The sequence below is a fragment of the Streptomyces sp. NPDC036822 genome, from assembly GCF_055609145.1.
Window position 1 is genome coordinate 619,307 of sequence record NZ_JBVJPY010000001.1, and the last position, 26,930, is coordinate 646,236.

Sequence of the window (26,930 nt, forward strand, 5' to 3'; positions counted from 1 at the left end):
CGTTACCTGGGGGTTGGATCGTCATGGTCGCTCGTCGTCGTATCCGTACGCTCCTCGCCGCCGGCGGGGCCCTCGTCATCGCTCTCGGGGTCACCGGTTGTGGCGACGCGGATGTCGAGGGGGCGCCCATCGAGGCGAAGCGGTTCGCGTTCTCCGGGGGGACGCTCACGATCGACGCCGACGACACCGAGCTGGAGATCGTGCCCGCCGACATCGAGGACGTGCGCGTCAGCCGGCAGGTCGACGGGTGGGTGTTCATGGGGTCCGGGCCCGAGCCGGTGTGGCGGATGGAGGGTGGGCGGCTGACGTTGCGGGTCGAGTGCGACGCGCTCGCCAGTGACTGCGACTCCGTGCACCGCGTCCAGGTGCCCCGTGGAGTGGCCCTCGTGGTGGAGGACGACAACGGGAAGGTGACGGCCGACGGGTTCGACACTCCCGTGACGGTACGGGCCGACAACGGCGCCGTCCTGGTGCGCGACGCCTCCGGCGCGCTCGATCTGGCCAGTGGCAACGGCGAGGTCGTCGTCGAGGGCGACACCACCTCGCAGCGGATCGTCGCCCGTTCCGACAACGGGGCCGTACGGCTCGCGCTCCGCGCCGTGCCGAGCAGCGTGGAGGCCACCAGCGACAACGGGGAGATCGACATCGCCCTGCCGCCGGGGACGTACGACGTCGACGGGCGCAGCGACAACGGGGAGGTGCGTGTCGACGTCCCGACCGCGAAGGGATCCGGGCACGTCGTGACCGCGCGCAGCGACAACGGAGAAGTCGTGGTGCGGAGCGCGAACTAAAGGCCTCGTGTGTTCGTCACTACCTGGTGGGAGAATGAACCGGACCGGGCAGCGCGGCGATCACAGCACGGGAGAGGTACGTGGCGGCGACTCACGCGAGGGGCGGGGCGGCCGGTTCGGCGTCTCCGCGGACCCCCGGCGGCCTGGGGCTCGCGTTCGCGCTTCCGCTTCTCGGGCTCGCCCTTCTTCCCGCCGCCTTCGCCGGTGGCGGCACCCGGCGCTGGTTCGGCGGGCGGGGCGAGAGCCAGCGCGCCGAGGCGCAGGCCGCCAAGGACGCCGCCGCGGCCGCGTTCTACGAGCTGGACACCGCCCAGCGTGACCTGCGGATCTCCATCGAGACGATCACCGCCGTCGACGACTCCCCCGGGGCCCGCCGCGCCGTCGACGGCTTCGCCGATCTCGGGCGGCGGATCGACGAGGTCAGTCACGCGTACATCACCGCCGTCGACGCCCACGATCTCGACCGGGACGAGCTGGACGCGGCGACCGCCGTGCGGGCCAGGACCGAGCTGACCCGGGCCACGGACGAGCTCGTCCGGGTCAAGGGGGAGCTGGACCGGTTCGAGCAGGGGCTCGGGCCGCTGCTCGACAAGGCCGAGACCCAGCTCGCCCGGCTCGCTCCCGCCGTCGAGCGGGCCCGGCAGGCGCTGCGCGCCGCGAGCGACGCTCTCGACGCGGTGCGGGAGGCGGGTCTGCGCGCCGACGACCTCGCGGCGCGGCTCGCCGCGCTGGGCCCCGATCTCACCAAGCTGAACGAAGGCGCCGGCCGCCACGGCGTCCCCGCGACCCTCCAGCGCGCCGACAGCGTCCTGCGGGACGCGGAAGCCGTGCGCTCCGAGGCCGAGCGGCTCCCCGAGCGCGCCGCCGAGACCGACAAGCGCCTGGTCTCCCTGCGGACGCGCGCGCAGGCGCTCACCACCCGGGCCGGGGCCGTCGAACCCGTCCTCTCCGAGCTCCGCCGCCGTTTCTCCGCCGCCTGCTGGCAGGACCTGCAGTACGTCCCCGACCAGGCCGCCGAGAGCGTCCGCCAGGCCGAGGAGCGGTTGAAGGAGGCCGCCGTGGCCCGTGCCGAGCAGCGCTGGCCCGACGCGACGAGCCTGCTGGCCACCGCCCGCGCCCTGCTCAACCACACCGACGAGGCCGTCTCCGCCGCCGGCGACCGGCTGCGCCGTCTCGACGCCGTCGCCAAGGACCCGCAGCACGAGATCGACCGCGCCCGCTTCGCCGTGCGGGACGCCCAGCGCCTCGCCATGGACGGCCGCACCACTCCCGACCCCCGGCACGCCCGGCCTCTCGACGACGGCGTCGCCCGCCTCGACCGGGCGGTCGCCGCCCTCGACAGCGGCCGCCACCCCGACTACTGGCACTTCCTCACCGAGCTGGAGGCCGTCCGCGCCACCGCCGCGCGGGTCGTCGAGCTCATCCGGGAGGAACGGGGCGGGGGCGGCAGCGGCGGCCGTTAGCCTGTCCGTATGCCTCGTTACGAATACCGCTGCCGGACCTGCGGCGACACCTTCGAACTCAGCCGCCCCATGGCCGAGTCCTCCGCCCCCGCCGCCTGCCCCGAGGGGCACGACGACACCGTCAAGCTGCTCTCCGCCGTCGCCGTGGGTGGTACGGCGACCGGTGGTGGCCCCGCGCCGGCCTCCGGTGGCGGGTGCTGCGGTGGCGGCTGCTGCGGCTGACCCGTCCGCCGGGGCTTCGACCCCGCTTCGTCGCCGACGGTCCTCCGCCTCCGGCGGGGCCCGCGGCAGGAGGCGGGGCCGGCGGCTCAGCTGCCGAGGTAGCGCAGCACCGCCAGGACCCGGCGGCTGTAGCCCTCTCCCCGGCCCGTCAGCTCCAGCTTGTCGAAGATCGCGTTGATGTGTTTCTCCACCGCGCTCTGCGAGACGTGCAGCCGGGCGGCGATCGCCGCGTTCGTGTGCCCCTGCGCCATCGCCGCCAGGACCTCCCCCTCCCGGGGCGTAAGCCGGGACAGCGGATCCGTGTGGGAGGAGCGGACCAGAAGGCGGCGGACGACCTCGGGGTCGAACGCGGTACGGCCCTCCCCGACGCGTTCCAGTGCCTCCAGGAACTCGTCGACCTGCGCCACCCGGTCCTTGAGCAGATAGCCGACGGCTCCCGGCCCCTCCGGCTCGCCGGTCAGCAACTCGGTCGCGTACCGCCGCTCCACGTACTGCGAGAGGACGAGCACGCCGACCCGCGGCCACGTCCGGCGGATCTCCAGGGCCGCGCGCAGCCCCTCGTCGGTGTGCGTGGGCGGCATCCGGACGTCGGCGACGACCACGTCCGGCGGGTCGCCCGCCACCGCGGCGAGCAGTTCGACGGCGTTGCCGACGGCGGCCGTCACCTCGTGGCCCTCCTCGGCCAGGAGCCGTACGAGCCCCTCCCTCAGCAGGGTCGAGTCCTCGGCGAGCATCACCCGCACGGCAGCTCCGCCCGCACGACCGTCGGCCCGCCCACCGGGCTGTCCACCGCGAGGCGTCCGTCCAGTGCGGCCGCCCGGCTCGCCAGGCCGGTCAGACCGCTGCCGGCGGCGTCCGCGCCGCCCGTCCCGTCGTCGCGCACGCGCACGTCCAGCACTCCGTTCTCCAGGGTGACTCGTACGTCCATGCGGCTCGCTCCCGCATGCTTGACCACGTTGGTGGCCGCTTCCGAGACGACGAAGTACGCGACCGTCTCCACCGCCCTCGGCAGGGGGCCGGGCGCGTCGTAGACGAGCCCGACCGGCAGCGGGCCGCGCTCGGCGAGCGCCTCCAGGGCGGCCCGCAGGCCCGCCTCGTCCAGGACCGTGGGATAGACCCGCCAGGCCACCTCGCGGAGCTCGGCCAATGCCCGCCGGCTCTCCTCGTGGGCCTGGAGCAGCAGTTCGGCGGCCTGTCCGGGGTCCTTGCTGCGGCGGGCCCGGCCGAGGAGCATGCCGAGGGCGACGAGCCGCTGCTGTACGCCGTCGTGGAGATCGCGCTCGATACGGCGGCGCTCGTCGTGGACGACGTCCATGACCTCGGCGCGGCTGGCGGCGAGCTGGGCGATCCTGGCCTCCAGCGCGTCGGCGTGGCGGGGCCCGAGGAAGTGACGGGCCAGCCGGCCTTCCAGCGAGGCCACCCCCGTGGCGCCCTGGTCGGAGAGGAAGAGCAGGAACAGCCCGCCGAGGCTGGCGAGGGCGACGAGGCCCGGGTAGTCGATGTCGGTGATCAGCCACCCGTAGAGGCCGAAGGTGCCGAGGCCGAGGCCGTACGCGGCGCAGGCCAGTACGACGCCGCCGAGGAGGCCCAGCGGCCAGCGGGCGGCCAGGTGCCGCACGGCCGCGCCGTCCGGCCGGGAGCCGGGCAGGCGTGCGCCGAGGAGCCGGTCGAGCCGCCACCGCTCCAGCCGGGCCAGGGGCCGGGCGGCGGCGGTCAGCCACCGCTGGACGGCGGCGCGCCCTCGCGGCCAGGCCAGGACCGGCAGCAGGACGAGTCCGCCGACGACGACGCCGAGCAGCCCGGCGATCGCGGTGCCGGCCCCGAGGGCGAGGCCGACGGCGGTCAGGAGCCGGTGTGTGAGATGTCCCCCCAGATTCCCCATGACCGGCCACGCTAGCCGGAGCCGGCGGCCTCCCGCACTGCGGAAAACCGCACCGTCGGCGGCGCGGAAACCAGAGAACCTCACGCCCGGTCGGCGACGCTTCACGCCGCGCCGGGGAACCAACACGTCCGGCCGAGCGATCCCGCGCTCGGCGCCGGGGCCCCGACGCCCGGTCGGCGACGCTTCACACCGCGCCGGGAAACCCGCGCCCGGTCGGCGATGCCTCACTCCGTGCCGGGGAGCCTCACGCCGGGTCGGGCAGGGCGGTCGGCCCTCCTGCGGCGGGCGCTCCGCCGAGGGGGAGGGTCGTCGCATCGAGGGTGGAGGGCGTCGCGCGGTGGGTGCGGATCGTGGACAGGAAGCGGCGCAGGATCTCCTCGCCCGCCGCGACGCCCCGTTCGGCGAGGACGTCGAGGTGCGGCGCGGTCCAGCCGCTGTCGGCGAGTTCGCCGTGGCCGGGGCGCCAGGCGTGGTCGGCGGCGAGCAGCAGGTCGGCGTCGAGGAGGGAGTCCCCGGCTGCCAGGGTGAGGCCGGCGCCGGTGCGGCGGGCGACCTCGCGCATCGCCGCGCTCTTGGTGAGCGGCTTCGGTACGGCGTACACCTTGCGGCCCTGGAGGGAGACGGTCCAGCCCCGGTCGTCGGCCCAGTCGCCGAACCGCTTCAGCCACTCCTCCGGCAGCCGCTCGCGCTCCACGACGAGGTACGCGAAGAGGTCCTCGGCGACCCGGTGCTTGCGCACCCAGGAAAGGTCGGTGGTGGCGGTGAAGTAGGCGCGGATCTCGGCGAGCGGAGCGCACTCGTCGGCGAGCCGCCGCAGGACGGCGTCGTGCCAGTCGCGGTCGGTGACGCCGTCCACGAGGAGGTGCCCGCCGTTGGCGCAGATGGCGTACTTCGGTGCCGGGCCCGGCAGTTGGATGCGCTGGTACTGCTTGCGGGTCCGGGTCGTGGTGGGGACGAAGACGGATTCCGCGGACACCTCCGCCAGCAGCACGGCCGCGTCCTCGGTGAGGTACGACAGCGGCTTGGACTCGTGGACCTCGATGCTGAGCAGCCGGGGCGCCTGTGCGTCGGGCATGCCGAGGGCGAGGGCGGCGGCGGAGTAGATCAGCGTACGGTCGAGGTCGCTGGCGACCATCACGGTGTCGGTATTCACTGGGAGACCACCGCCTTCCCGTCGGCGCCCGTGGCGCCGCGCGTGTACTGGGGGTGGATGAGGCCGACGCAGGTGTACGGGAGGTCGTCGACCTCCTCGACGGGCACTCCGCGCTGTTCGGCGAGGAGCCGTACGTGGGCGAGGTCGGCGCCCGCGCCGCGCTGGGCGAGGATCTTCCAGGGAACGCGGCGCAGCAGGACCCGGGTGGTCTCGCCGACGCCCGGCTTGACCAGGTTGACGTCGTGGATGCCGTACTCCTCACTGATCCGCTCGACGGCCGCCCAGCCCTCCCAGGTGGGGGTCCGGTCGGCGGCGAGCAGTTCCTTGACGTCGGTGTCGACGGCGTCGACGACCTCGTCGAAGCGGGCGGCGACGGCGTCGAGGAAGTCGCGGGACACGTCGGCGCCGGCCAGCTCGCGGTAGAACTTCCCGCCGTGGAAGTCGTCGGGGCCGACCAGGTCGGCGCGCAGGACCGTACGCGATATCAGGCCGGAGACGGTGGAGTTGAGGCAGGCGGAGGGGATGAGGAAGTCCTCGCGGGTGCCGTAGGTGCGGACGCAGGAGCCGGGGTCGGCGAGGACGGCGATCTCCGGGTCGAAGCCGGGGAAGTCCTCCAGGGCTTCGGCGAGTTCGCGGGTGATGGCGCCCTTGCCGGTCCAGCCGTCGACGAAGACGACGTCGGCGGGGTCGTGGTGGGCGGCGAGCCAGCGCAGGGCGTTGGCGTCGATGCCGCGGCCGCGCACGATGGAGACGGCGTAGTGCGGCAGGTCGAGGCCGTGCCGGGCCTGCGCCCAGCGGCGCATCAGGACGCCGACGGGGGTCCCGGCGCGGGCGAGGGAGACGAGCACGGGCGTGCCGCTGCCCCGGCCGGACCGCTCGGCGAGGACGGTCTCGGTGACGGTGCCGACGGCGCGGGCGATGCGGGCCGCGGAGGTCTCCAGGGCGGCGTGGAACAGCTCCTGGTACTGCGCGCTGGGCTGGTACTCGACCGGCAGCGACTCGGCGTAGTGGGCGCCGCCGCTCTGGATGGCCTCCTCGCGCTCCTCGGTCGGGGCCTCCAGTTCGACGTCCGAGAGGTCCTGGAGCAGCCAGCCGACCTCCTCCGGCGCGTACGAGGAGAAGGCGGGGCCGCGGAGGGGCTCGGGCAGCATGGACGCCCTTTCGGGGGAAGCGGTGGGCTGGTAGGTCGGTACGACGGCGAGCACCACGTGCGGGATGTGCGCGGCGAGCTGCGCCAGAAGGCCGTCCGGGGCGTGCAGCTCGGGAGTGTCGGCGGCGGAGTCGACCACGGCGACGACGGCGTCGAAGCCGGCGCCCGCGACGTTGTAGGCGTAGCGCGGGCCGGGTCCGTCGGCGGGCGCGTCGTGGGCCGGGAAGACGAGGCGGGTGCGTATGGCGTAGCCGGGGTCGTCGACGGCCAGGACGGGCGAGCGGGTGGTGGTGGAGTACGCGACGTCGTGTCCGGCGCGCTCCAGCTCGACGGCCAGGCGCAGCGGCGCGTACATCAGCTCCTCGAAGCCGAGCACGAGGACACGACGGCCGGCGGCGGGTCGGGGCGCCGGGGCGGCGGCCGGGTCGGCAGCGGCGCCGGAAGGGCCGCCGCCGGGCGCGGGGGCGAGGGCGGTGGCCAGGCGGTCCGCCATGGCCGGCAGGGCGTCCGTCAGCGCCAGGGCGTGCGAGACGGTGAAGCCGTGGCGGCCTCCGTCCGGGACGCCGTCGGGCCAGCCGAGCTCGACCCGTACGGGGCGGCGGCCGGCGGGCGGCAGGGTGGCGGGGGCCGGCGCGGTCTCGTACTCCGCCACCAGGGCCTGGCCCTTCTCCAGGACGCCGTCGGGGAGCCGTACCGTGCCCGCCGCGCCGGCCACGAGGTCGACGCGGGCGCCGATCTCCCGCGCGAAGGCTTCCAGGCGGCCGTGGTCGGCGGGCGAGCGCATGTCGACGAGGGCGACGACCACATACCGGTCGCGGGGGTAGCGCTCGTGCAGGTCCCGGATGGTGTTGAGGACGGTGTTGCCGGTGGAGAACTCGTCGTCGACGAGGACGAGGGGGCCTTCGCCGGCCAGCAGCTTCGGGTCCTCCGGGAGCAGCAGGTGCGAGGTGGCGTGCGAGTGGGACTCCTCGAAGCCGCCGGCCCGTGCCACGCCCTCCACCGGGCGCCGGGTGGAGTGCAGGTAGGGCGCGGACCCGAGGCCGTCGGCGACCGCGTGGCCGAGGGCGGTCGCCGTCTCCGCGTAGCCGACGACGACGGCCCGCCCGGCCTCCTCGCCGCCCAGCAGGTCGCGTACGCGCTCGCCGAGGGCGAAGCCGGAGCCGTACACGACCGTGGGGCGCTGGGGTATGTGCTTGCCCAGCACGTGGGAGACGAGCAGATGCGCCCTCTTGGGGTTGCGGCGCAGTGCGAGGCCCAACAGGCCCGGGAGCTTCTCGTCGCCGACCAGTTCGACACCGAGTCGCTCGGCGACCCATGTTCCCGACCACACCACGTCGTCAATCACCCTTCGTCAGCCGGCCAGTCCGGCGGTCAGCAGATCCACGAAGCCGACGTCCTCCCGTGCGACGCCGAAGACCTCGGCGCGCAGGAGAGTCCGCTCGGCCCACGCGCGATGCGGCTTCACTTCGTTCATCTTGTTCGTGTACGCGGAGCGCATCACTCCGCCTCCGCCCCGCTCGGGGCGCAGGATGTCCTGTGCGTCGCTGAACTCCTCGTGACTGACGACGGAGAGCGCGTGGACGGGCACCACGTGGGTGGGGTGGATGCAGGTCTTGCCGAGCAGGCCGTTGGCCCGGTCGAGTTCGATCTCGCGCAGCAGCCCGTCGAGGTCGTGCTCGATGAGGGCCGTACGCAGGTCCTCCGCGCTGCCCTCCAGGAAGGGGCTGCGGCGCAGCTGCGGCTTGAACATGCGTTCGCCGAGCCGGAAGTACTCCCAGACGGGTCCGGTGATGGTGAAGCCGCTGCCGTCGGAGCGGCCGAGGACGTTGACGACGTCGGCGATGACATGGGCGACGAGCTGGACGTCGTACGCCGTCATGTCGGGCGAGCGGCGCAGTCCGTACGCGGAGCAGAAGTCGGTGACGCCGAGCCGGAGGGCGAGGACCCGGTCGCGGTGCTTGTCGACGATCGAGGCGATGCCGGCGAGGGTCGCGGCGCGGGTCTCGAGGTGGAGCAGCTCGGGGGACTCCAGGACCGGCATGGCGAAAAGTCGCCGTCCGCAGGCCGTCTCGGCGGCGGTGAGGGCCTCCAGGAAGGCGCGGCCGCGGCACTCGTCGAACTTGGGCAGCACGAAGCCGGAGAGCAGGCGGACGTTCTCGCCGAGGCGCGCGACCAGGTCGGTGATCTGGCGGGGCTCGCGGACCCGGATGAAGAGCAGGGGCACTTCCGTGGCCGCGATCGCGGTGTCCTCGCCCGCGCCGGGGGCGCCGGTGCCCGCGCCGGCTCTCCCGAGCGCGTCAGCGCCGGTGCCCGCGCCGGTCCTCGCGAGCGCGTCCGCGCTGGTGGCCGCGGGTGCGCCGCCCGAGGCGAGGTCGGCGAACTGGCGGACCAGGTTCGTCTCGGCGGCCTCCACGTCGGCGTCGGCGATGGAGTCCTCCAGGCACAGCACCATGGAGACGACCCCGCGGGCGGCCTGTTTGCGCACGTCGTCGGCGAGCCGCGGCCGGGTGGCCGGGCTGTAGAGCGTGGCACCCAAGGCCACCGCGAGCACGCTCGCGGGCGAGTCGGCCGTGAACTCGGCCGGCTCCTGGTGGAACAGCCCGGCCCGCGAAGCGGACGGGATGTGCCCGAAATGACGCATGTAACTCCCCCGACTGCCTTTGCGGGCCCTGATGACATGTGGCCGGTAATAGTACGTAGGTGCGGGTGTCCGTAGTTCCCTTCCCGTATGAAATCCAGGTAACTCGTCCGCATCCGATCGGTCTCGCCCGGCTCGCCGTGCCCCCCGCGTTGTCCGGGAGTCGGCCCAGCAGGCAGGATGGCCGTCATGACGCACGCGATGCTGAAGGGCTCGAACGTCCCTCTCGACACCGCGGCCGTACGGGCCGTGCTCCGCTGGACCCCGGGCCCCGGGGTCCCCGACGTGGACGCCTCGGCCCTGCTGCTCGGCGCCGACGGGCGCGTGCGCTCCGACGAGGACTTCGTCTTCTACAACCAGCCGCGCCACCCCTCGGGGCTGGTGCGACGGCTGCCGAAGAAGCGGGTGGCCGAGGGCCTGACCGACACGGTCGAGGCCGATCTCGGCCGGCTCGACCCGTCCGTCGACCAGGTGGTGATCGCGGCCTCCTCGGACGGCGACACCTTCCGAAGCGTCCGTGACCTGCGGATCCTGCTGTACGACGCGGGGGCGCCGGACCGGGAGCCGCTGGCCGTGTTCGACGTGACGGCGGAGACCGGCGAGGAGACGGCGATCATCTGCGGCGAGCTGTACCGGCGCGGGGACGCCTGGAAGTTCCGTGCCGTGGGACAGGGCTACCCGACCGGGCTCGTCGGTCTCGCCACCGACTTCGGGATCTCGGTGGACGAGGCCGCGGACGAGGCGGGCCAGGGCGCCGCAGAGGGCGGGGCCCCGGACGCCCAGGGCGCCCGGAACACCCCCGCCGCCCCGGACCTGGACCTCGGACCGGACCCCGACCTGGACCTCGACCTGGACGCGACGGTGGTCCACCCGCCCGTGACGGCTCCGGCACCGCCGGCCGGGCCCCCCGTCGTACCGCCGCAGCCGGCCACTCCCCCGGCCTACGGCTATCCGCAGCCCGCGTACGGCTACCCGCAGCCCTACCCCTCGTCCCAGCCGTCCTCGGCGCAGCCGGGCTACGGCTATCCCCAGCCCGCCGCGGCGGCCGCGCCCGCTCCGGACCCGAACTTCCGGCTGCCTCCGATGGGCCCGCAGTTCGTCCGCCCCTGAGGACGTACGGGGGCGCGTTCGTGAGCGCGTCCACGGGCGGGCGCGTAAGCGTGTCGGGGTCACATCACGTCTTCGTCTTGTAGCCGCGCCCCCACTGCAGGCCCCACCCGTACAGCCGGTCGAGCTCCGCCTGGAAGCCGTAGACGAACTTCACCTCGCGGCGGACGATCAGCTCGTCCTTCACCTTCTCGACGGTGAAGACGGCGCAGGAGCGGGCCTGGGGGGCGCGCTCCTCCAGCTCGATCTCGATCCGCGGGCCGTTGCTCGGGTAGAGCGTCACCTTGGCGTGGGTGCGGTCGAACGCCGGCGTCTGGTCGTAGATGTACACGAAGAACAGCAGGCGCTTGATCGTGTCCTTGTGGTCGAGATTGACGAAGATCGTCTCGCCGGACGATCCGCCGAACCGGTCGTCACCGCTCAGGTTCACGTACGGCGGGGCGTTCAGGGCGCCGAAGAAGCCGCCGAGCGGCTGCACCACGCCCTTGCTGCCGTCCGTCAGCTCGTACATGCATCCCAGGTCCAGGTCGACGTTGACGACTCCCTGGGTGTGCGCCTGGACGACCTCCGGTTTGAAGAGCTTGGAGGGGTGGCGCAGCAGCCGGCCGCTCTGCCGGGAGCGGCCCTCTATGTCCGAGGTGCGCATCCGCCAGGAGAGGTTGACGCGCAGATTGCCGGTTGCCGCTCCCTGTTTGGTGAGCGAGACCGACGGTCGCCGTTTGGTCAGGTCGATCGAGTTGCTCGAGGCGCTGCCCGAGTCGAACTGCGCCGTCCTGCCTGGAAACAGGCCGTCCCAGAAGGCCATGCCTCCCCACCCCCCACGCGTTGCCGAGATGTCCGCCCGCGCGTGCCCGCGCGGGCGTGTCCGTCCGTACGGGGTCGCCCGCACGCCGAGGGGCGGCCGGGTGCACCGGCCGCCCCTCGGTGAAGCGTTCCTCGATGACGGGGGTGTCACACCCCGGACGACACCTCGGTCTTGCCCGAGGAGTCAGCTTTTCCCTCGGCTGCCGCGAGTGCCTTGTTGCGGCGGACGGAGGACCAGAAGGACCAGCCGATGAGGGCGACACCGATGAGACCGGTGACCACCTCGGGAATCTGGTAGCGGATGGAGATCATGAGGATCACGGCGAGCGCGCCGATGGCGTAGTGCGCGCCGTGCTCCAGGTAGACGTAGTCGTCGAGGGTGCCCTGGCGGACGAGGTAGACCGTCAGCGAACGGACGTACATGGCGCCGACGCCGAGGCCGAGCGCCATCAGGACGATGTCGTTGGTGATGGCGAAGGCGCCGATGACACCGTCGAAGGAGAACGACGCGTCGAGGACCTCGAGGTAGAGGAACATGAAGAAGGCCGCCTTGCCGGCGAGCTGCACGACGCCGACCTTCTTGCCGCTGCGCTTGGCCTCCTCCTCGGCCTCGTGCTCGCGCTCTTCCTCCTCCTCCAGCTTGTTCTCGAAGTAGCCCGAGAGACCGCCGACGACGAGGTACGTGATGAGGCCGAAGACGCCGGACAGCAGGACGGTCGCCGCCTTGTCGACGTGCGTGCCGCCGTGCTGGTGGGCCTGGGTCGCGAAGGTCATGGCGCTGATCGCCAGGACGATCAGGGCGATGCAGACCGACAGCATGTCGACCTTGCCGAGCTTGGCCAGCGGGCGCTCCAGCCAGCCGAGCCACTTGATGTCACGGTCCTCGAAGATGAAGTCGAGGAAGATCATCAGCAGGAACATGCCGCCGAAGGCCGCGATCGACGGGTGCGCGTCGGTCACGAGCTGCTCATAGCGCTCGGCGTCGTTGAGGGCGAGATCGACAGCCTCGATGGGGCCGATCTTGGCGCTGATCGCGACGATCACGACGGGGAAGACCAGCCGCATGCCGAAGACCGCGATGAGCACGCCGATGGTGAGGAAGATCTTCTGCCAGAAGGCATTCATCTTCTTCAGGATCCCGGCGTTGACCACCGCGTTGTCGAAGGAAAGCGAGATCTCGAGGATGCACAGGATCGCGACGATCCCGAACGCTTCCCACCCCCCGTAGAGCACCGCTGCGACCAGTCCGAGCGCCGTGATGGCGAACGACCAGCCGAAGGTTTTCAGTACCACTGTCTACCCCATCGTGTAAGTACGCGGCTTTACGAAACGTTGACCCCGAAGTCTAGAGCGATGCCCCGGAGTCCGGACGCGTACCCCTGCCCCACCGCCCGGAACTTCCATTCACCCCCGTACCGGTACAGCTCGCCGAAGATCATCGCGGTCTCGGTGGAGGCGTCCTCGGAGAGGTCGTAGCGGGCCAGTTCCTGGCCGTCCGCCTGGTTCACCACGCGGATGAAGGCGTTGCTGACCTGGCCGAAGGTCTGGCCGCGGTTGTCGGCCTCGTGGATGGAGACGGGGAAGATGATCTTGTCGCAGTGGGCCGGCACCTTGACCAGGTCGACGATGAGCGACTCGTCGTCGCCGTCACCCTCGCCGGTGAGGTTGTCCCCGGTGTGTTCGACGGAGCCCTCGGGGCTCGTGAGGTTGTTGTAGAAGACGAAGTACTCGTCGCCGAGCACCCGTCCCGACTGGCACAGCAGGGCGCTGGCGTCGAGGTCGAAGGCGGCTCCGGTGGTGGAGCGCGCGTCCCAGCCGAGGCCGACCAGCACCTGGGTGAGATTGGGTGCGGCCTTGGAGAGGGAGACGTTGCCTCCCTTGGCGAGCGTGACGCCCATGATGTGGTTCCTCCCCGGTGAGTACCGCTGCTGCTGCCGGTGCTGCCGGCCGCTGGTGGCGCCGCCGATCGCTCCGATGGTGCTTGTGATGCCTGTGGTGCCGATGAGGCTGGTGGTGCTGGTGGTGAGGCACGTCCGGCGCCGCACGAGAGGTGCGGCGCCGGACGGATCAGTGTCGCGTGGCTCAGACGTTGACGCCGAAGTCCTGCGCGATGCCGCGCAGACCCGAGGCATACCCCTGACCGACCGCGCGGAACTTCCACTCCGCGCCGTTGCGGTACAGCTCGCCGAAGACCATGGCGGTCTCGGTCGACGCGTCCTCGGACAGGTCGTACCGGGCGATCTCGGCGCCGCCGGCCTGGTTCACGACGCGGATGAACGCGTTGCGGACCTGGCCGAAGGACTGCTGGCGGTTCTCGGCGTCGTAGATCGACACCGGGAAGACGACCTTGGCGACCTCGGCGGGCACGGCGGCCAGGTTGACCTTGACCTGCTCGTCGTCACCCTCGCCCTCGCCGGTGAGGTTGTCACCGGTGTGCTCGACCGAGCCGTCGGGGCTCTTCAGGTTGTTGAAGAAGACGAAGTCGCCGTCATCGCGGACCTTGCCCTCCGCGCTGACCAGAATGGCGCTGGCGTCGAGGTCGAAGTCCGTTCCGGTGGTGGTGCGGACGTCCCAGCCCAGACCGACGATGACGGCGGTCAGGCCAGGGGCCTCCTTGGTCAGCGAGACGTTGCCGCCCTTGCTGAGGCTGACTCCCACGAGTCCCTCCATTGGTTTCCAGGGGCAGCGCCCCCGTCGTGCGTTGGCATCGGATCAACGACTGGATCCTAGTGACGGGTTCCCGGCCGAGACAGACGATTGACCCCGATGTTCACAGAGTGTCGAGCGCCTTGAGGTAGTCGTTGAGGTCGCGGGCGTCCGGGAGGGCGTTGACGACGCTCCAGCGGACGACCCCCTCCTTGTCGATGATGAAGGTGCCGCGCACGGCGCAGCCCTTCTCCTCGTCGAAGACGCCGTAGGCGCGCGAGGCCTCGCCGTGCTTCCAGAAGTCGGAGAGCAGGGGGTACTCGAGGCTCTCCTGGTCGGCGAAGATGCGCAGCGTGTGGATGGAGTCGTTGGAGACGGCGAGGAGCTGGGTGTCGTCGTTGACGAACTTCGGCAGGTTGTCGCGCAGCTCGCACAGTTCGCCGGTGCAGACCCCGGTGAAGGCGAACGGGTAGAAGAGCAGCACCACGTTCTTCTCCCCCTTGAAGTCGGAGAGCCTCACGGTGCGGCCGTGGTTGTCCTTGAGCTCGAACTCCGGGGCCTTGGTGCCGACCTCGATCGCCATGCGTACGCGTCCCTTCCGCTGGACCTTGTGGACCTCATTGGACCGAACAGGTGAGAACAGCTTAGGACGGCCCTTCGAGGGGCCACGCACAGAGCCCCCGCCGACGGGGGTCGGCGGGGGCTCCTGCTGCTCGTGGTCAGCGCTTGGGTGCCACCAGTCGGCTGCCCGACCAGTCCTTGGCGACGCTGATGCTCTTGGTCTGGGAGAAGCCGGCGGTCTGCGCGGCATCGCTGATGTCGCTCGGCTCGACGTAGCCGTCTCGGCCCGTCTTCGGGGTCAGGAGCCAAACGACCCCGCCGTCCTCCAGCAGGCCGATGGCATCGACCAGGGAGTCCGTCAGGTCTCCGTCCTCGTCGCGGAACCAGAGCACGACGGCGTCGGCGACGTCGTCGTAGTCCTCGTCAGCGAGGTCCGACCCGATGATGGACTCGATGCCTTCGCGGAGATCGAAGTCGACGTCGTCGTCGTAACCGATCTCCTGGACCACCTGTCCGGGCTCGAACCCCAGCCTCGCTGCCGGGTTGGTCCGCTCCTCCGCGTGGTCCGCGGTCGCGCTCACGGCTTGCCTCCTGATCATGTATCGGAAAATGCTTCGGCCACGCGCGTACGCGCGGCGCTGGCCGTAGTCCACACGGGCTGGGCGGATCGCGCAAGTACCAGGCCGTCGAGACCGCCGAAACGGTGACGTTTGGGGCCGTCTCGCCGAAACCTCCGAGCCGAAACCACTCCGCTCCGTAATAGGGGACACACGCTTCGTACCGGTTTATGGTCTTCCGCGGTTTCAGTCTGCCGAACGTGCGGACGAAACGCATGCGCGGGATGGGCGTAAGGTTGCGATTTGACCCAACCAGACGCCCCTCGGGGGTTACCCCGCGGTAGAGATGACGTTTGACACTGACGGGGTACACGATGGACACCCCGGCCTCCTGTGGGCTCCACCGAACAGCGAAGGAACAGCGTGGCTTCCGGATCCGATCGCAATCCGATCATCATTGGCGGCCTTCCCAGCCAGGTCCCGGACTTCGATCCGGAGGAGACCCAGGAATGGCTCGATTCCCTCGATGCCGCAGTCGACGAGCGGGGCCGTGAGCGCGCCCGCTACCTCATGCTCCGCCTGATCGAGCGAGCCCGCGAGAAGCGCGTGGCCGTGCCCGAGATGCGCAGCACGGACTACGTCAACACCATCGCCACCCGCGACGAACCGTTCTTCCCGGGCAACGAGGAGATCGAGCGCAAGGTCCTCAACGCGACCCGCTGGAACGCGGCCGTGATGGTCTCGCGCGCCCAGCGGCCGGGCATCGGGGTCGGCGGCCACATCGCGACGTTCGCCTCCTCCGCCTCGCTCTACGACGTCGGCTTCAACCACTTCTTCCGGGGCAAGGACGAGGGCGACGGCGGCGACCAGATCTTCTTCCAGGGGCACGCGTCCCCCGGCATCTACGCCCGCGCGTACCTGCTCGACCGGCTGAGCGAGACGCAGCTCGACGCGTTCCGCCAGGAGAAGTCGAAGTTCCCGAACGGGCTGTCGTCCTATCCGCACCCGCGGCTGATGCCGGACTTCTGGGAGTTCCCGACCGTCTCGATGGGCCTCGGCCCCCTCGGCGCGATCTACCAGGCCCGGATGAACCGCTACATGGAGGCGCGCGGCATCGCCGACACCTCCAAGTCGCACGTCTGGGCCTTCCTCGGCGACGGTGAGATGGACGAGCCGGAGTCGCTGGGCCAGCTGTCCATCGCCGCCCGCGAGGGCCTGGACAACCTGACCTTCGTCGTCAACTGCAACCTGCAGCGGCTCGACGGTCCGGTGCGCGGCAACGGCAAGATCATCCAGGAGCTGGAGTCGCAGTTCCGCGGCGCCGGCTGGAACGTCATCAAGCTGGTCTGGGACCGCTCCTGGGACCCGCTGCTCGCCCAGGACCGGGACGGCATCCTGGTCAACAAGCTGAACTCGACGCCGGACGGCCAGTTCCAGACGTACGCGACCGAGACCGGCGCCTACATCCGCGACCACTTCTTCGGCGACGACCAGCGACTCCGCTCGATGGTCGAGAACATGACCGACCACCAGATCCTGCACCTGGGCCGCGGCGGTCACGACCACAAGAAGATCTTCGCCGCCTTCGCGGCGGCCAAGGCACACAAGGGCCAGCCGACCGTGGTCCTGGCGCAGACCGTCAAGGGCTGGACGCTAGGCCCGAACTTCGAGGGCCGCAACGCGACCCACCAGATGAAGAAGCTGACGGTCGACGACCTCAAGCGCTTCCGCGACCGGCTGCACATCCCGATCACGGACCAGCAGCTGGAGGGCGGCGCGCCGCCGTACTACCACCCCGGGCGGAAGTCCGAGGAGATCCAGTACATGCACGACCGCCGCAAGGCGCTCGGCGGCTACGTGCCGACCCGTGTCGTGCGCGCGCAGCCGCTGAACCTTCCCGAGGACAAGACCTACGCGGCGGTGAAGAAGGGCTCCGGCCAGCAGTCGATCGCGACCACGATGGCCTTCGTCCGGCTGCTCAAGGACCTGATGCGGGACAAGGAGATCGGCAAGCGGTTCGTGCTGATCGCCCCGGACGAGTACCGCACCTTCGGCATGGACTCGTTCTTCCCGAGCGCCAAGATCTACAACCCGCTGGGGCAGCAGTACGAGGCCGTGGACCGCGAGCTGCTGCTCGCGTACAAGGAGTCGCCGACGGGCCAGATGCTGCACGACGGCATCTCCGAGGCCGGCTGCACGGCCTCGCTGATCGCGGCGGGTTCGGCCTACGCCACGCACGGCGAGCCGCTGATCCCGGTCTACGTCTTCTACTCGATGTTCGGCTTCCAGCGGACCGGTGACCAGTTCTGGCAGATGGCCGACCAGCTGGCCCGCGGCTTCGTGCTGGGCGCCACCGCCGGCCGGACGACGCTGACGGGTGAGGGCCTCCAGCACGCGGACGGCCACTCGCAGCTGCTCGCCTCGACCAACCCGGGCTGTGTCTCCTACGACCCGGCCTTCGGCTTCGAGATCGCGCACATCGTCCAGGACGGCCTGAAGAGGATGTACGGCCCCGACGCCGAGGACGTCTTCTACTACCTGACCGTCTACAACGAGCCGATCCAGCACCCCGCGGAGCCCGAGAACGTGGACGCCGAGGGCATCCTCAAGGGCATTCACCGCTTCAAGGCGGGCGAGGCCGGCGAACTGCCCGCGCAGATCATGGCCTCCGGTGTCGCGGTGCCGTGGGCGATCGAGGCGCAGCGGATCCTCGCCGAGGAGTGGAACGTCAAGGCGGACGTCTGGTCGGCGACGTCGTGGAACGAGCTGCGCCGGGAAGCCGTGGAGGTGGACCGGCACAACCTCCTGCACCCGGAGGAGGAGCAGCGCGTCCCGTACGTGACGCGGAAGCTGTCCGGCTCGCAGGGGCCGTTCGTGGCCGTCTCCGACTGGATGCGTTCGGTTCCGGACCAGATCGCCCGCTGGGTGCCCGGCACCTACACCTCGCTCGGCGCGGACGGCTTCGGCTTCGCCGACACGCGGGGTGCCGCCCGGCGCTTCTTCCACATCGACGCCCAGTCGATCGTGCTGGCCGTCCTCACCGAGCTGGCTCGTGAGGGCAAGGTCGACCGGTCGGTCCTGAAGCAGGCCGTCGACCGCTATCAGCTGCTCGACGTCGCCGCGGCCGACCCGGGCGCCGCCGGCGGCGACGCCTGACGCGCACCTCCTGGTGAAGGGCGGTGGGACCGAGGTCCCGCCGCCCTTCGGCGTTCCCTACGATGCCTGCCATGAAGGAACCCACCCCACAGCTGCGCTGGGAAGCGCGCACCCGGACTCCGCTGCTGGGGCTCGCCATCGCCTTCGGTGTCGCCTACGCCGTGCCGATCGTGACGCCCGACGCCGACCCGTGGGTGCACCGGCTGTGCGGGCACGTCGAGTGGACGGTCTGGGCCGCGTTCGCCGTGGACTACGTCGTACGGTTCGCCCTGGCACCGGCCAAGTGGCTGTTCGTGCGCCGCCACCCCCTCGATCTGCTGGCGGTCCTCCTGCCGCTGGTGCAGCCGCTGCGGCTGCTGCGGGTGGTCTCCACTCTCCTCCTCGTGGGCCGGCGGGCCCGGATGGCGCCGCAGATCACGCTCACCGTCTATGTGGCGGGCGCGGTGGTCGGGCTGATGATGTTCGGCTCCCTGGCCGTGCTGCACGTGGAGCGCACGGCCCCCGACGGGAACATCAAGACGCTGGGCGACGCGGTGTGGTGGTCGTTCACGACGATGACGACCGTCGGCTACGGCGACCACGCTCCGACCACCGGCCTGGGGCGCGTCCTGGCGGTGGGTCTGATGCTGTCGGGGATCGCCCTGCTCGGTGTGGTCACGGCCAACATCGCCGCCTGGTTCATCTCCCGTTTCGACCGGGACGACGCGGCGGAGCGGCGGCAGACGGAGCTGCTCGAAGCCCTGACCCACGAGGTGAAGGAGCTGCGGGCGGAGGTGGCCCGCCTCGCGGCGCCCCGCGCCGAGCCGGCGCCGCTGCCCGCGACCGTGCTCGTGCCCACGCCCGGGCACGAACCCGCCCCCGCACCCGGCCCCGCACCCGTGTCCGGGCTCGGCCCCGCCCCCGAGCCCGGCCCCGTGCCGACCCGGCCGCCCCGGCCCGGGGCGGCCGGGTCGGCTAGCGCTCCCAGATCTTGAAGGCTCTGACCTGGTACGGGACCTGCGGCACCCAGACCCCGCGGCCCGGATAGGTCTCGAACTCCCCGGTCTCCGCGCACTCGGCCGACTGGTAGACCGTCACGGGCCGCCCCGTGCGGTTGGCGACGGCCTGGGCCGTGGCGCCGGCGGGCAGCGGGACGCAGCTCTCGATGTCGGTGTCGGACAGCTCGTGCGCCAGCGCCTTGCCCTTGAAGTCGGCCTTGGGCCAGAGGCACAGCTGACCGGGGGCGCAGGCGCCGAGCCGGGGCCCCGGAGCGGCCGCGCCGCGGGCCGGGCCCGCACCCGGCCCCGCACCCACCGGTGCCGCCGCGACCGTGTCCGTAGTCGTGGTGGTCCCGGCGGTGGCGGCGGCCGGCACGGCGGCGAGCAGACAGGCCGCCAGGGTGGCGGTCGTCAGAACGGTCTTCGTACGCATGTCGGTGAACCCCCCGCTTTTCGTCACTCTCTGTAGTCAAAACTGTGGACCATCACGCCCTCCGTCCGGAAGGGGGTTCCCCTCGGTTCACCCGGATAGGTGACAGCCCCGCCGGACGGATCCGGCGGGGCTGGTCGGTCACCGCGCGGGACGCGGTGGTTCGCTCATCGGTCGGCCCGGCGGCCGAAGGGGTCAGATGTGGGCCGCGCCCGCACCCGCCTCGGCGTTCTCGCCGCGCTTGGTCAGGGTGGCGACCAGCGCCGCGACGACGGCCACGACGCCGGCGACGGTGAAGGCCAGGCCCATGCCCTCCATGAAGGTGTCGTGGATGACGCCACCGATCGTGTCGAACAGGTCCGGGGTCACCCCCGGTGCCTTGGCCAGCTCCGGCGGGACCATGCCGAACTCGGCGGCCTGCTCCAGCTTCGGGTCGGCCGGGACGGGAATGCCCGCTTCCTTCCAGTTCTCCTCGAACGCGCTGGAGACCTTGGAGGACATGACCGCGCCGAGCACGGCCGTACCGAGCGCGCCGCCGACCTGCATGGCGGCCTGCTGGAGACCGCCGGCCACGCCGGAGAGCTCCAGCGGGGCGTTGCCGACGATGACCTCGGTCGCGCCGACCATGACCGGGGCGAGGCCCAGGCCGAGGAGGGCGAACCAGAGGGACATGGCGAACGTGCCCGTCCCCTCCGTGAGGGTGATCATGCCGAACATCGCGGCGGCCGTGCAGACCATGCCGCCGACCAGCGGGATCCGCGGGCCGAACTTGGTGATCAGCGCGCCGGCCAGCGGCGAGGAGACGATCATCATCGCGGTCAGCGGCAGCAGGTGCAGACCGCTGTCGACGGGGCTGAGGCCCTTGACGCCCTGGAGGTAGAAGGTCACGAAGAAGAGGCCGCCCATGAAGGCGAAGGCCATCAGGACCATCAGCACCACACCGGCCGACAGCGGGACGGAGCGGAACATCGCCAGCGGGATGAGCGGCTCCTTGACCTTCGTCTCCCAGAGGGCGAAGAGCGCGAAGAGCAGCACGGCGCCGCCCAGGAAGCCCCAGGTGTTGCCGCTCGCCCAGCCCCAGGACTCGCCGGCCTTGATGATGCCCCAGATGAGGGAGCCCATCGCCGCGGAGAGCAGCAGGATGCCGACGATGTCGAAGGAGCGCGGGGCGTTCGCCGCACGGTGGTCGCGGAGGATCACGAGGCCGAAGACGAGCGCGAGGACGCCGACCGGCACGTTGATGAAGAAGACGGACTGCCAGCTGACGTGCTCGACGAGCAGGCCGCCGACGATCGGGCCGCCGGCGGTGGAGGCGCCGATGACCATGCCCCAGATGCCGATGGCCATGTTCAGCTTCTCGGCGGGGAAGGTGGCACGGAGCAGGCCGAGCGCGGCCGGCATCAGCAGGGCGCCGAAGAGGCCCTGCAGGACACGGAAGGCGATCACGAGCGCGATCGAGTCGGACATTCCGATCGCGCCGGAGGCGGCGGCGAAGCCCGCGATGCCGATGAGGAAGGTCTGGCGGTGGCCGAAACGGTCACCGAGCTTTCCGGCCGTGATCAGGGCGACGGCGAGTGCGAGCAGGTATCCGTTGGTGATCCACTGGACGTCGGCGAGCGACGCGCCGAGGTCCTTCTGGATGGCGGGGTTGGCGATGGCGACGATCGTGCCGTCGAGCGCCACCATCATCACGCCGATGGCGACGGCGAACAGGGTCAGCCAGGGGTGGCCTCGCAGTCCCTTCGCCGGGGCCGGCGAAGGCTCTCCGGCGCCTCCCTGACCCTGCGGGGCCTTTTCCACGGTGGTCTGACTAGTCATACGGAAGAGGCTAATGTCAGTCACTGACAATTGACAAAGCAATTCACGCGTCGGTAACTGTCACGTAGCTCACAGGTACCCTGAGCTGCACACAGCGTAGAAAAGTGGCGGAAAGAGGACCATGCGGTGACGGTTTCCGGGCTGCGGGAGCGGAAGAAGCAGCGCACGCGCGACGCGCTGCTTCGGGTGGCCCTCGAGCTGTTCACGACGCAGGGGTACGAGCAGACCACCGTCGACGAGATCGTGGACACCGTCGAGGTCTCCCAGCGCACCTTCTTCCGCTACTTCGCCTCCAAGGAGGAGGTGGCCTTCGCCGTCCAGCAGATGGTGGAGGAGCGTTTCGTCCTGGCGCTGGCCGAGCGGCCGGGCGACGAAGGTCCGCTCGACGCGATGCGCAACGCCGTGCTCGCCTCCTGGGACACCATCGGCGAGGCGATCATGGAGGTCGTGCCCGTCGAGCTGTACCTGCGGACCTTCCAGATGATCGAGTCGACGCCCGCGCTGCTCGCCGCCCATCTGCGCCGCTCCACCGAGATGGAGGACGCCATCGCCCGGCTGATCGCCGAGCGGGAGGGCCTGGACGTGGACGAGGACCCGCGGCCGCGCATCGCGGTGGCGGCGTTCAGCGGGGTCATGCGGGTGACGGGCCAGCTGTGGGGCCGGGGCACGGACCCGACGCTGGAGGCGATCCGCGCCCTGACCGAGCGGTATCTGGACCACCTGCGTCCGGCGCTCGAACCGCACTGGCGCGACCGGCGCGACTGACACGAGCCCGCGTCACGTGGCGGCGGTCGGCGCGATCGGTCTCGCTTCCGCGGTCGACGTGCGCACGGCGCATGGGGGCGGGTGCGCCGGAGACAGGTGGCGCGCCTCCGGCGTACGGGCGTGCGTCGGCCGTACGGACGCGCGCACGGCGTACCGCCGCACACACGGAGCGTTACCACATTCCCCGCCCTCGATGTGATCCCCGTCACCGACGGCACGGCGCCGTCCCCGTGTCTCCTAGGGTGGGCCGCGGTGACTTCCTTCGATTCCTCCCCCACTCTCTCCGCCTGGCGCATGCTGCTCGCACTGGCCGTCGTGTTCGTCCTCCTGGCGACCACCGGCTGGACGACCCTGCGTGATCAGCGCGGGCCGGAGCAGCCTCGGGACAGCGCGCTCACCGCGTGGGCGCGCGACCGGATCGGCCTGCGGGCCCTGCCCGACCCAGCCTCCCCCGCCCGTTCGATCGCCGCGTTCTTCGCCTCGATCGGCCCGGCCCAGAGCGCCCGGCTCGCCGACGCCCACCCCTATGTCGTCGGCAATCTCGACGGCACTCCCGTGACGCTCCGCTACCGCGCCAACCGGCTTGCCCTCGCCCGCGCGCACAGCGCCGAGCAGGGAAGGATCAAAGACGCCCGGCTCACCGCGGCGGGACGCCACGAGGCCCTGCGCCGCGTGCACCGGTTCGCCTCCCTCATGCGGCCCGGACGGCAGATCCTGTCCTTCGACCCGGCCGGCTCCGGCCGCACGGCCGAGGTGCTCGGCGATCTCGACCGGGCTCAGCGGGTCTCGGTGATCGTGCCCGGGGTCGACACCAATCTCCTCACCTTCCAGAAAACGCACGGCAAGTACTCGGCTCCCGCCGGGATGGCCGAGTCGTTGTACGCCGCCGAACGCCGGGCCGCACCCCACACCCGTACCGCCGTCATCGCCTGGGCCGACTACACCGCGCCCGTCGGAGTCGGCATCGACGCGGCCATCGGACGGCTCGCGGAGACAGGGGCCGTACGTCTGGTGGACATGGCCTCCGCCCTGCCCGGCACCTCGCGCGTCAGCCTCTTCTGCCACAGCTACGGCTCCGTGCTGTGCGGGGTCGCCGCGCCCCGGCTGCCCTCCCGGGTGACGGACGTCGCGGTGGCCGGCAGCCCCGGCATGCGGGTGCACAGTGCGGCCGAGCTGGCCACCCGGGCCCGGGTGTGGGCGATGCGGGACACCGACGACTGGATCCAGGACGTGCCGCACCTGGAGTTCGGCGGGGTCGGGCACGGGGCGGACCCGGTGGCGCCGGAGTTCGGGGCGCGGCTGCTCTCGGCGGCCGGAGCCGTCGGCCACGCGGGCTATTTCGAGCCGGGCACCGACAGCCTCGACAACTTCGCCGCGATAGGGGTCGGTTCGTACGACGAACTGACCTGCGCGAGCGCCGACAGCGCTTGCCTCAGCGGAATCTCCGGTGCCGAGGGGGCCTGACGCGCGTAGAGCGCGTGCGGGCCGGGCCTTCACCGAGGGGCGACGCGTGGGCGCCCGGCACATACGATGAGGCACATGGGTGATGTGCTGGCCGGAATTCATGCCACCTGGGAGTTCGAGAGCGACGCCGTCGTCATCCGCTTCGAACGGGGGATCCGCACACCGAAACTGTTCCAGGCGCTGCGCGAACGACGCATCCCGCACGAGGCGTTGGCGTCCGTGACGCTGTCCCCGGGCAAGCGGGGCACCGTCGTGCTGCACGCGGTGCCGCGACCGGGCGCCGATCCGCTGATGGAGGCGGCGGCGGGACAGCTGAAGGAGGGGCGCGACCCCTACCGGCTGGTCCTGCCGGCCGAGCGCGAGACCTTGGCGGAGTACTACGCGGACGAGCTGCGACCGTTGCTGGTACGGGACGCCGGGCCGACGGACGGGTTCCTGGTGGCGGCGCCGGAGGGACCGCAGTCCTTCAAGGCCTTCGACGGGAGGGCCGGCTTCGACGGCACCTCGGAAGTGACGTTTCGCTGGTTCGGGACGGGCGCGTCCTCCGAGAAGTGGAAGGCCGGGGACCAGACGTTCTCGGTATCGGATCTCAGCGGGGTCGAGTGGCGCTCGCCGGACGTCTTCGACGGCTACCTGCGGCTGCTGCCCCGAAGCGGCGAGCCGGTGCACGCGCAGGTGGACCGGGACCCCGCGGCGGTCGTCTTCGGCCTCGGGTACGGCCTGGTCCACGAGTCCCTTCCGTTCGCCGCGTCGGTCCTCGCGGCGATCCGGGGCGCGGGGCGGGTGGCGGCGCCGCTGGGCGCGGAACGGTTCGACCCGGCGGGGGTGGCGGAGCGGATCCGGCACCTCGGGGAGCTGCACCGGGCGGGGCTGGTGACGGACGAGGAGTTCACGGCGAAGAAGACGGAGCTGCTGGCGCAGCTGTGAGAGGGCGGGGCGGGGCGTTCCGGGCCGGGGGCCGGGGGCGGGCGGGCTGGGGACGGAGGGCCGGGGGCCTGGCGGGCCTGGGGGCGGGCGGGCGGGCCTCGGGCGTCGACCGAGCCGCGGGGCCGAGCCGGGTGGTCCGGCCAGGCGGTCCGAGTCGGGCTGGTCATACCTCGGTAGGGGGCCGTGTGCGGCTCCTCGGTATGACGCCCTGCGGCGATGAGCCCGCCTAACCTGAGCGGGCCATGAGTACCGAGATCCCCGCCCCAGAGACCCCCCGGGACCCCGAGCGCCCCCAGCCCCCGGAACCGGCCTCCGCCACTGCCGCCGGGCGCGCCGCCGGGTTCCCCGGCCGCGCCGCACGGCTCACCGCTCCCGCCCGGAGCGTGATGCAGGCCTTCGGAGTCGCCCTCGCGACGCCGACGCGGCCCGGCGCCCCCCTCCTCGCCCACGCCCAGAAACGCTGGCTGAGGCTCCTCCCCTACGGCGTGGCCCTGGCCTTCGTCGCCTCTCTGCTCCCCGTCACCATCACGGTCCTCGTCCAGGACTACCAGGTCAACGGCGCCCTCGCCGGCGCCCTCGCCACCGCCCAGACCGCCCCGCTGCTGCTCGCCGTGACCCGCCCCCTCCAGGCGTGGTGGATCATCGGCATCGCCGATGTCGCCGGCGCGCTGGTCCTGCTCGGTGCCGACGGGATCGACGGGCGGTCCTGGCCGTGGACACCGATGGCCGTCGTCGGCTACCTCGCCCTGATGATCGCGCTCGGGCTGCGCGAGTCGCGTCGCGCGCTGCTCGGCGTGTGGCTGGTGACCGGCGCCGTCGGCTTCGCGTTCGAGCTGCTCTCGCAGCGGCGCAGCGACGGCACCCACATCCTCCTCTTCGTCCTGAGCGGCGTCGTCCTGCTCGTCACGGCGACGCTGCGTGAGCGCGGTGACGCCGAGCGCCGCACCGCCGAGGAACGGGCGCGCACCACACTCCTGGAGGAACGGGCCCGGATCGCGCGGGAGTTGCACGACGTCGTCGCCCACCACATGTCGGTGATCACGGTCCAGGCGGACTCGGCGCCCTACCGCATCCCCGACCTGCCCGACGCGGCGCGGGAGGAGTTCACCTCGATCGCGGCGAGCGCTCGGGAGTCGCTCACCGAGATGCGGCGCCTCCTCGTGGTGCTGCGCAACGAGGGCACGGAAGGCGAACGGGCCCCGCAGCCGGGCCTGGACCGGGTGCAGCAGCTGATCGAGGCGACGGTACGGGCGGGGCTGCCGGCCGAGTTGTCGCTGGCGGCGGACCTCGGGGGCCTCGGCGTACCGCAGGCGGTGGACCTGTCGGCGTACCGGATCGTGCAGGAGGCGCTCGCGAACGTCGTACGGCACGCGCCGGGGGCCCGGACCCGGGTGTCGGTGAGCGCGAAGGACGGCTGGCTGAGCGTCCTGGTCGTCAACGGTCCCGGGACGCGGCGCACTTCGCCGCTGGAAGGCGGCCCGGGGACGGGCCACGGGCTGGTGGGCATGCGGGAACGCGTACGGTTGACCGGCGGCACGCTGGACACCGGGCCGCTGCCGGACGGCGGCTTCCGGGTCGCGGCCCGGCTCCCGCTGCGTACGAAGGACGGACTTCCGTGACCCCCATCCGCGTGATCATCGTCGACGACCAGGCCATGGTGCGCGCGGGGTTCGCCGCGCTGCTCGCGGCGCAGGCCGACATCGACGTGGTGGGTGAGGCTCCGGACGGGCGGGCGGGGGTGGAGGTCGCCCGGTCGACGCGTCCGGACGTGGTGCTGATGGACGTACGGATGCCGGAGATGGACGGACTGGCGGCGGCGCGGGAGATCCTGTCGCCGCCGGTGGGGGTGGTGCACCGTCCGAAGGTGCTGATGCTGACGACGTTCGACGTGGACGACTACGTGTACGAGGCGCTGCGCGCGGGGGCGTCGGGCTTCCTGCTGAAGGACGCGCCGCCGGCCGACCTGATCGCGGCGGTACGGGTGGTGGCGGGCGGCGAGGCGCTGCTGGCGCCGTCGGTGACGCGCCGTCTGATCGCCGACTTCGCCGCATCGCGGCCGGCGCCGCGGGGGGACCGGGCGGCCCTGCGGCTCAACGGTCTGACGCCGCGGGAGACGGAGGTGCTGGGTCTGATCGCCCGGGGCCTGTCGAACCAGGAGATCGCGGACCGGCTGGTGCTCGCGGAGCAGACGGTGAAGACGCACATCGGCCGGGTGCTGGCGAAGCTGGACCTGCGGGACCGGGCGCAGGCGGTGATCTTCGCGTACGAGTCGGGGCTGGTGGCGCCGGGGGACGGGGGGCGGTGAGCCGGCTTGTGGGGGTGTGAGGTGGGCGGGGCGCGTCGGCCCGTCGGGTGATGGCGGGGGCGTGTGCGGCTCCTTGGTGCGCTGCGACTCCGCGTCCCGGGTGCGGCTGCGGGT

At 71.9% G+C, this 26,930-nt stretch carries 24 protein-coding genes; 11 read left to right on the forward strand and 13 right to left on the reverse strand.

Annotated elements, in window-relative coordinates; all coding sequences use genetic code 11:
- The first annotated feature begins 23 nt into the window (after window positions 1–23).
- The 3 genes from ACZ68P_RS02910 (at window position 24) to ACZ68P_RS02920 (ending at window position 2,476) form a co-directional block, all read left to right on the forward strand.
- Window positions 24–791 (forward strand): DUF4097 family beta strand repeat-containing protein, encoded by a 768-nt coding sequence (locus ACZ68P_RS02910; RefSeq protein ID WP_471001605.1) that lies wholly within the window; start codon window positions 24–26, stop codon window positions 789–791.
- A gap of 143 nt (window positions 792–934) precedes the next feature.
- Window positions 935–2,254 (forward strand): hypothetical protein, encoded by a 1,320-nt coding sequence (locus tag ACZ68P_RS02915; RefSeq protein WP_471002418.1) that lies wholly within the window; start codon window positions 935–937, stop codon window positions 2,252–2,254.
- A 9-nt stretch (window positions 2,255–2,263) separates the two neighbouring features.
- The gene (locus tag ACZ68P_RS02920) at window positions 2,264–2,476 is read left to right on the forward strand and encodes an FmdB family zinc ribbon protein (RefSeq protein ID WP_471001608.1); all 213 of its coding nucleotides are present in this window, start codon (window positions 2,264–2,266) and stop codon (window positions 2,474–2,476) included.
- Between the two features lie 86 nt (window positions 2,477–2,562).
- Here ACZ68P_RS02920 and ACZ68P_RS02925 read toward each other — a convergent pair whose 3' ends face one another.
- From ACZ68P_RS02925 to ACZ68P_RS02945, 5 genes are all read right to left on the reverse strand, one after another.
- Window positions 2,563–3,210 (reverse strand): response regulator transcription factor, encoded by a 648-nt coding sequence (locus ACZ68P_RS02925; protein WP_471002421.1) that lies wholly within the window; start codon window positions 3,208–3,210, stop codon window positions 2,563–2,565.
- Complete coding sequence (locus tag ACZ68P_RS02930; RefSeq protein WP_471001611.1) at window positions 3,210–4,358, reverse strand: sensor histidine kinase; 1,149 nt, start codon at window positions 4,356–4,358, stop codon at window positions 3,210–3,212. The genes ACZ68P_RS02925 and ACZ68P_RS02930 overlap by 1 nt, the downstream gene beginning before the upstream one ends.
- Window positions 4,359–4,602: 244 nt before the next feature.
- Window positions 4,603–5,493, reverse strand: coding sequence for an HAD family hydrolase (locus ACZ68P_RS02935; protein WP_471002424.1), 891 nt, complete (start codon window positions 5,491–5,493; stop codon window positions 4,603–4,605).
- A 14-nt stretch (window positions 5,494–5,507) separates the two neighbouring features.
- The gene (locus ACZ68P_RS02940; protein ID WP_471001614.1) at window positions 5,508–8,006 is read right to left on the reverse strand and encodes a phosphoribosyltransferase; all 2,499 of its coding nucleotides are present in this window, start codon (window positions 8,004–8,006) and stop codon (window positions 5,508–5,510) included.
- Between the two features lie 6 nt (window positions 8,007–8,012).
- Window positions 8,013–9,302 carry an HpcH/HpaI aldolase/citrate lyase family protein gene (locus ACZ68P_RS02945; protein WP_471001616.1) on the reverse strand — a complete coding sequence of 430 codons (1,290 nt, stop codon included), beginning with the start codon at window positions 9,300–9,302 and terminating at the stop codon, window positions 8,013–8,015.
- A 177-nt stretch (window positions 9,303–9,479) separates the two neighbouring features.
- Here ACZ68P_RS02945 and ACZ68P_RS02950 point away from each other — a divergent pair, with 177 nt between their 5' ends.
- Entirely contained in the window at window positions 9,480–10,409 is a 930-nt protein-coding gene (locus ACZ68P_RS02950; RefSeq protein WP_471001618.1) for a TerD family protein, read from the forward strand.
- Between the two features lie 64 nt (window positions 10,410–10,473).
- Here the strand turns inward: ACZ68P_RS02950 and ACZ68P_RS02955 are convergent, their stop codons facing one another.
- The 6 genes from ACZ68P_RS02955 to ACZ68P_RS02980 all read right to left on the reverse strand — a co-directional run bounded on the left by ACZ68P_RS02955 (window position 10,474) and on the right by ACZ68P_RS02980 (window position 14,998).
- Complete coding sequence (locus ACZ68P_RS02955; RefSeq protein WP_471001621.1) at window positions 10,474–11,211, reverse strand: TerD family protein; 738 nt, start codon at window positions 11,209–11,211, stop codon at window positions 10,474–10,476.
- Between the two features lie 146 nt (window positions 11,212–11,357).
- A complete protein-coding gene (locus ACZ68P_RS02960; protein ID WP_471001624.1) occupies window positions 11,358–12,503 on the reverse strand; it encodes a DUF475 domain-containing protein in 1,146 nt (381 codons plus the stop codon).
- A 29-nt stretch (window positions 12,504–12,532) separates the two neighbouring features.
- Entirely contained in the window at window positions 12,533–13,108 is a 576-nt protein-coding gene (locus ACZ68P_RS02965) for a TerD family protein (protein ID WP_365717275.1), read from the reverse strand.
- 184 nt (window positions 13,109–13,292) lie between these two features.
- A complete protein-coding gene (locus ACZ68P_RS02970; protein ID WP_471001626.1) occupies window positions 13,293–13,868 on the reverse strand; it encodes a TerD family protein in 576 nt (191 codons plus the stop codon).
- A gap of 112 nt (window positions 13,869–13,980) precedes the next feature.
- Window positions 13,981–14,439 carry a peroxiredoxin gene (locus ACZ68P_RS02975; protein ID WP_471001629.1) on the reverse strand — a complete coding sequence of 153 codons (459 nt, stop codon included), beginning with the start codon at window positions 14,437–14,439 and terminating at the stop codon, window positions 13,981–13,983.
- A gap of 136 nt (window positions 14,440–14,575) precedes the next feature.
- A complete protein-coding gene (locus tag ACZ68P_RS02980; RefSeq protein ID WP_137989507.1) occupies window positions 14,576–14,998 on the reverse strand; it encodes a DUF3052 domain-containing protein in 423 nt (140 codons plus the stop codon).
- A gap of 399 nt (window positions 14,999–15,397) precedes the next feature.
- Between ACZ68P_RS02980 and aceE the strand changes: the two genes are divergently transcribed.
- On the forward strand, window positions 15,398–18,130 hold the full coding sequence (gene aceE, locus ACZ68P_RS02985) for a pyruvate dehydrogenase (acetyl-transferring), homodimeric type (RefSeq protein WP_471001632.1): 2,733 nt from the start codon (window positions 15,398–15,400) through the stop codon (window positions 18,128–18,130).
- 71 nt (window positions 18,131–18,201) lie between these two features.
- Complete coding sequence (locus ACZ68P_RS02990; RefSeq protein ID WP_471001635.1) at window positions 18,202–19,104, forward strand: ion channel; 903 nt, start codon at window positions 18,202–18,204, stop codon at window positions 19,102–19,104.
- On the opposite strand, the gene ACZ68P_RS02995 is transcribed toward ACZ68P_RS02990, so the two are convergent.
- Entirely contained in the window at window positions 19,085–19,540 is a 456-nt protein-coding gene (locus tag ACZ68P_RS02995) for a peptidase inhibitor family I36 protein (protein WP_471001638.1), read from the reverse strand. The genes ACZ68P_RS02990 and ACZ68P_RS02995 overlap by 20 nt on opposite strands.
- Window positions 19,541–19,732: 192 nt before the next feature.
- Window positions 19,733–21,226, reverse strand: coding sequence for an MFS transporter (locus ACZ68P_RS03000; protein WP_471002428.1), 1,494 nt, complete (start codon window positions 21,224–21,226; stop codon window positions 19,733–19,735).
- 255 nt (window positions 21,227–21,481) lie between these two features.
- Between ACZ68P_RS03000 and ACZ68P_RS03005 the strand changes: the two genes are divergently transcribed.
- The 5 genes from ACZ68P_RS03005 to ACZ68P_RS03025 all read left to right on the forward strand — a co-directional run bounded on the left by ACZ68P_RS03005 (window position 21,482) and on the right by ACZ68P_RS03025 (window position 26,816).
- Window positions 21,482–22,120, forward strand: a complete 639-nt coding sequence (locus ACZ68P_RS03005) for a TetR/AcrR family transcriptional regulator (protein WP_471001641.1) — start codon at window positions 21,482–21,484, stop codon at window positions 22,118–22,120.
- A 252-nt stretch (window positions 22,121–22,372) separates the two neighbouring features.
- Entirely contained in the window at window positions 22,373–23,584 is a 1,212-nt protein-coding gene (locus ACZ68P_RS03010; protein ID WP_471001644.1) for an alpha/beta hydrolase, read from the forward strand.
- A gap of 75 nt (window positions 23,585–23,659) precedes the next feature.
- Complete coding sequence (locus tag ACZ68P_RS03015) at window positions 23,660–24,511, forward strand: DUF4429 domain-containing protein (protein ID WP_471001646.1); 852 nt, start codon at window positions 23,660–23,662, stop codon at window positions 24,509–24,511.
- Between the two features lie 242 nt (window positions 24,512–24,753).
- A complete protein-coding gene (locus ACZ68P_RS03020) occupies window positions 24,754–26,130 on the forward strand; it encodes a sensor histidine kinase (protein ID WP_471001649.1) in 1,377 nt (458 codons plus the stop codon).
- Window positions 26,127–26,816 carry a response regulator gene (locus tag ACZ68P_RS03025; protein ID WP_471001652.1) on the forward strand — a complete coding sequence of 230 codons (690 nt, stop codon included), beginning with the start codon at window positions 26,127–26,129 and terminating at the stop codon, window positions 26,814–26,816. Before ACZ68P_RS03020 ends, ACZ68P_RS03025 begins: the two co-directional genes overlap by 4 nt.
- Window positions 26,817–26,930: the final 114 nt, after the last annotated feature.

What these genes read in the sequence shown, in the direction of transcription:
- ACZ68P_RS02975 (WP_471001629.1), bottom strand. Translation starts at nt 14,439, where the DNA reads ATGGCGATCGAGGTCGGCACCAAGGCCCCGGAGTTCGAGCTCAAGGAC.
- ACZ68P_RS02955 (WP_471001621.1), bottom strand. Translation starts at nt 11,211, where the DNA reads ATGGCCTTCTGGGACGGCCTGTTTCCAGGCAGGACGGCGCAGTTCGAC.
- ACZ68P_RS02950 (WP_471001618.1), top strand. Translation starts at nt 9,480, where the DNA reads ATGGCCGTCATGACGCACGCGATGCTGAAGGGCTCGAACGTCCCTCTC.
- ACZ68P_RS03015 (WP_471001646.1), top strand. Translation starts at nt 23,660, where the DNA reads ATGGGTGATGTGCTGGCCGGAATTCATGCCACCTGGGAGTTCGAGAGC.
- ACZ68P_RS02990 (WP_471001635.1), top strand. Translation starts at nt 18,202, where the DNA reads ATGAAGGAACCCACCCCACAGCTGCGCTGGGAAGCGCGCACCCGGACT.
- ACZ68P_RS03020 (WP_471001649.1), top strand. Translation starts at nt 24,754, where the DNA reads ATGAGTACCGAGATCCCCGCCCCAGAGACCCCCCGGGACCCCGAGCGC.
- ACZ68P_RS02910 (WP_471001605.1), top strand. Translation starts at nt 24, where the DNA reads ATGGTCGCTCGTCGTCGTATCCGTACGCTCCTCGCCGCCGGCGGGGCC.
- ACZ68P_RS02925 (WP_471002421.1), bottom strand. Translation starts at nt 3,210, where the DNA reads ATGCTCGCCGAGGACTCGACCCTGCTGAGGGAGGGGCTCGTACGGCTC.
- ACZ68P_RS02930 (WP_471001611.1), bottom strand. Translation starts at nt 4,358, where the DNA reads ATGGGGAATCTGGGGGGACATCTCACACACCGGCTCCTGACCGCCGTC.
- ACZ68P_RS03000 (WP_471002428.1), bottom strand. Translation starts at nt 21,226, where the DNA reads ATGATGGTGGCGCTCGACGGCACGATCGTCGCCATCGCCAACCCCGCC.
- ACZ68P_RS02965 (WP_365717275.1), bottom strand. Translation starts at nt 13,108, where the DNA reads ATGGGCGTCACGCTCGCCAAGGGAGGCAACGTCTCCCTCTCCAAGGCC.
- ACZ68P_RS02935 (WP_471002424.1), bottom strand. Translation starts at nt 5,493, where the DNA reads ATGGTCGCCAGCGACCTCGACCGTACGCTGATCTACTCCGCCGCCGCC.
- ACZ68P_RS02920 (WP_471001608.1), top strand. Translation starts at nt 2,264, where the DNA reads ATGCCTCGTTACGAATACCGCTGCCGGACCTGCGGCGACACCTTCGAA.
- ACZ68P_RS02995 (WP_471001638.1), bottom strand. Translation starts at nt 19,540, where the DNA reads ATGCGTACGAAGACCGTTCTGACGACCGCCACCCTGGCGGCCTGTCTG.
- ACZ68P_RS02945 (WP_471001616.1), bottom strand. Translation starts at nt 9,302, where the DNA reads ATGCGTCATTTCGGGCACATCCCGTCCGCTTCGCGGGCCGGGCTGTTC.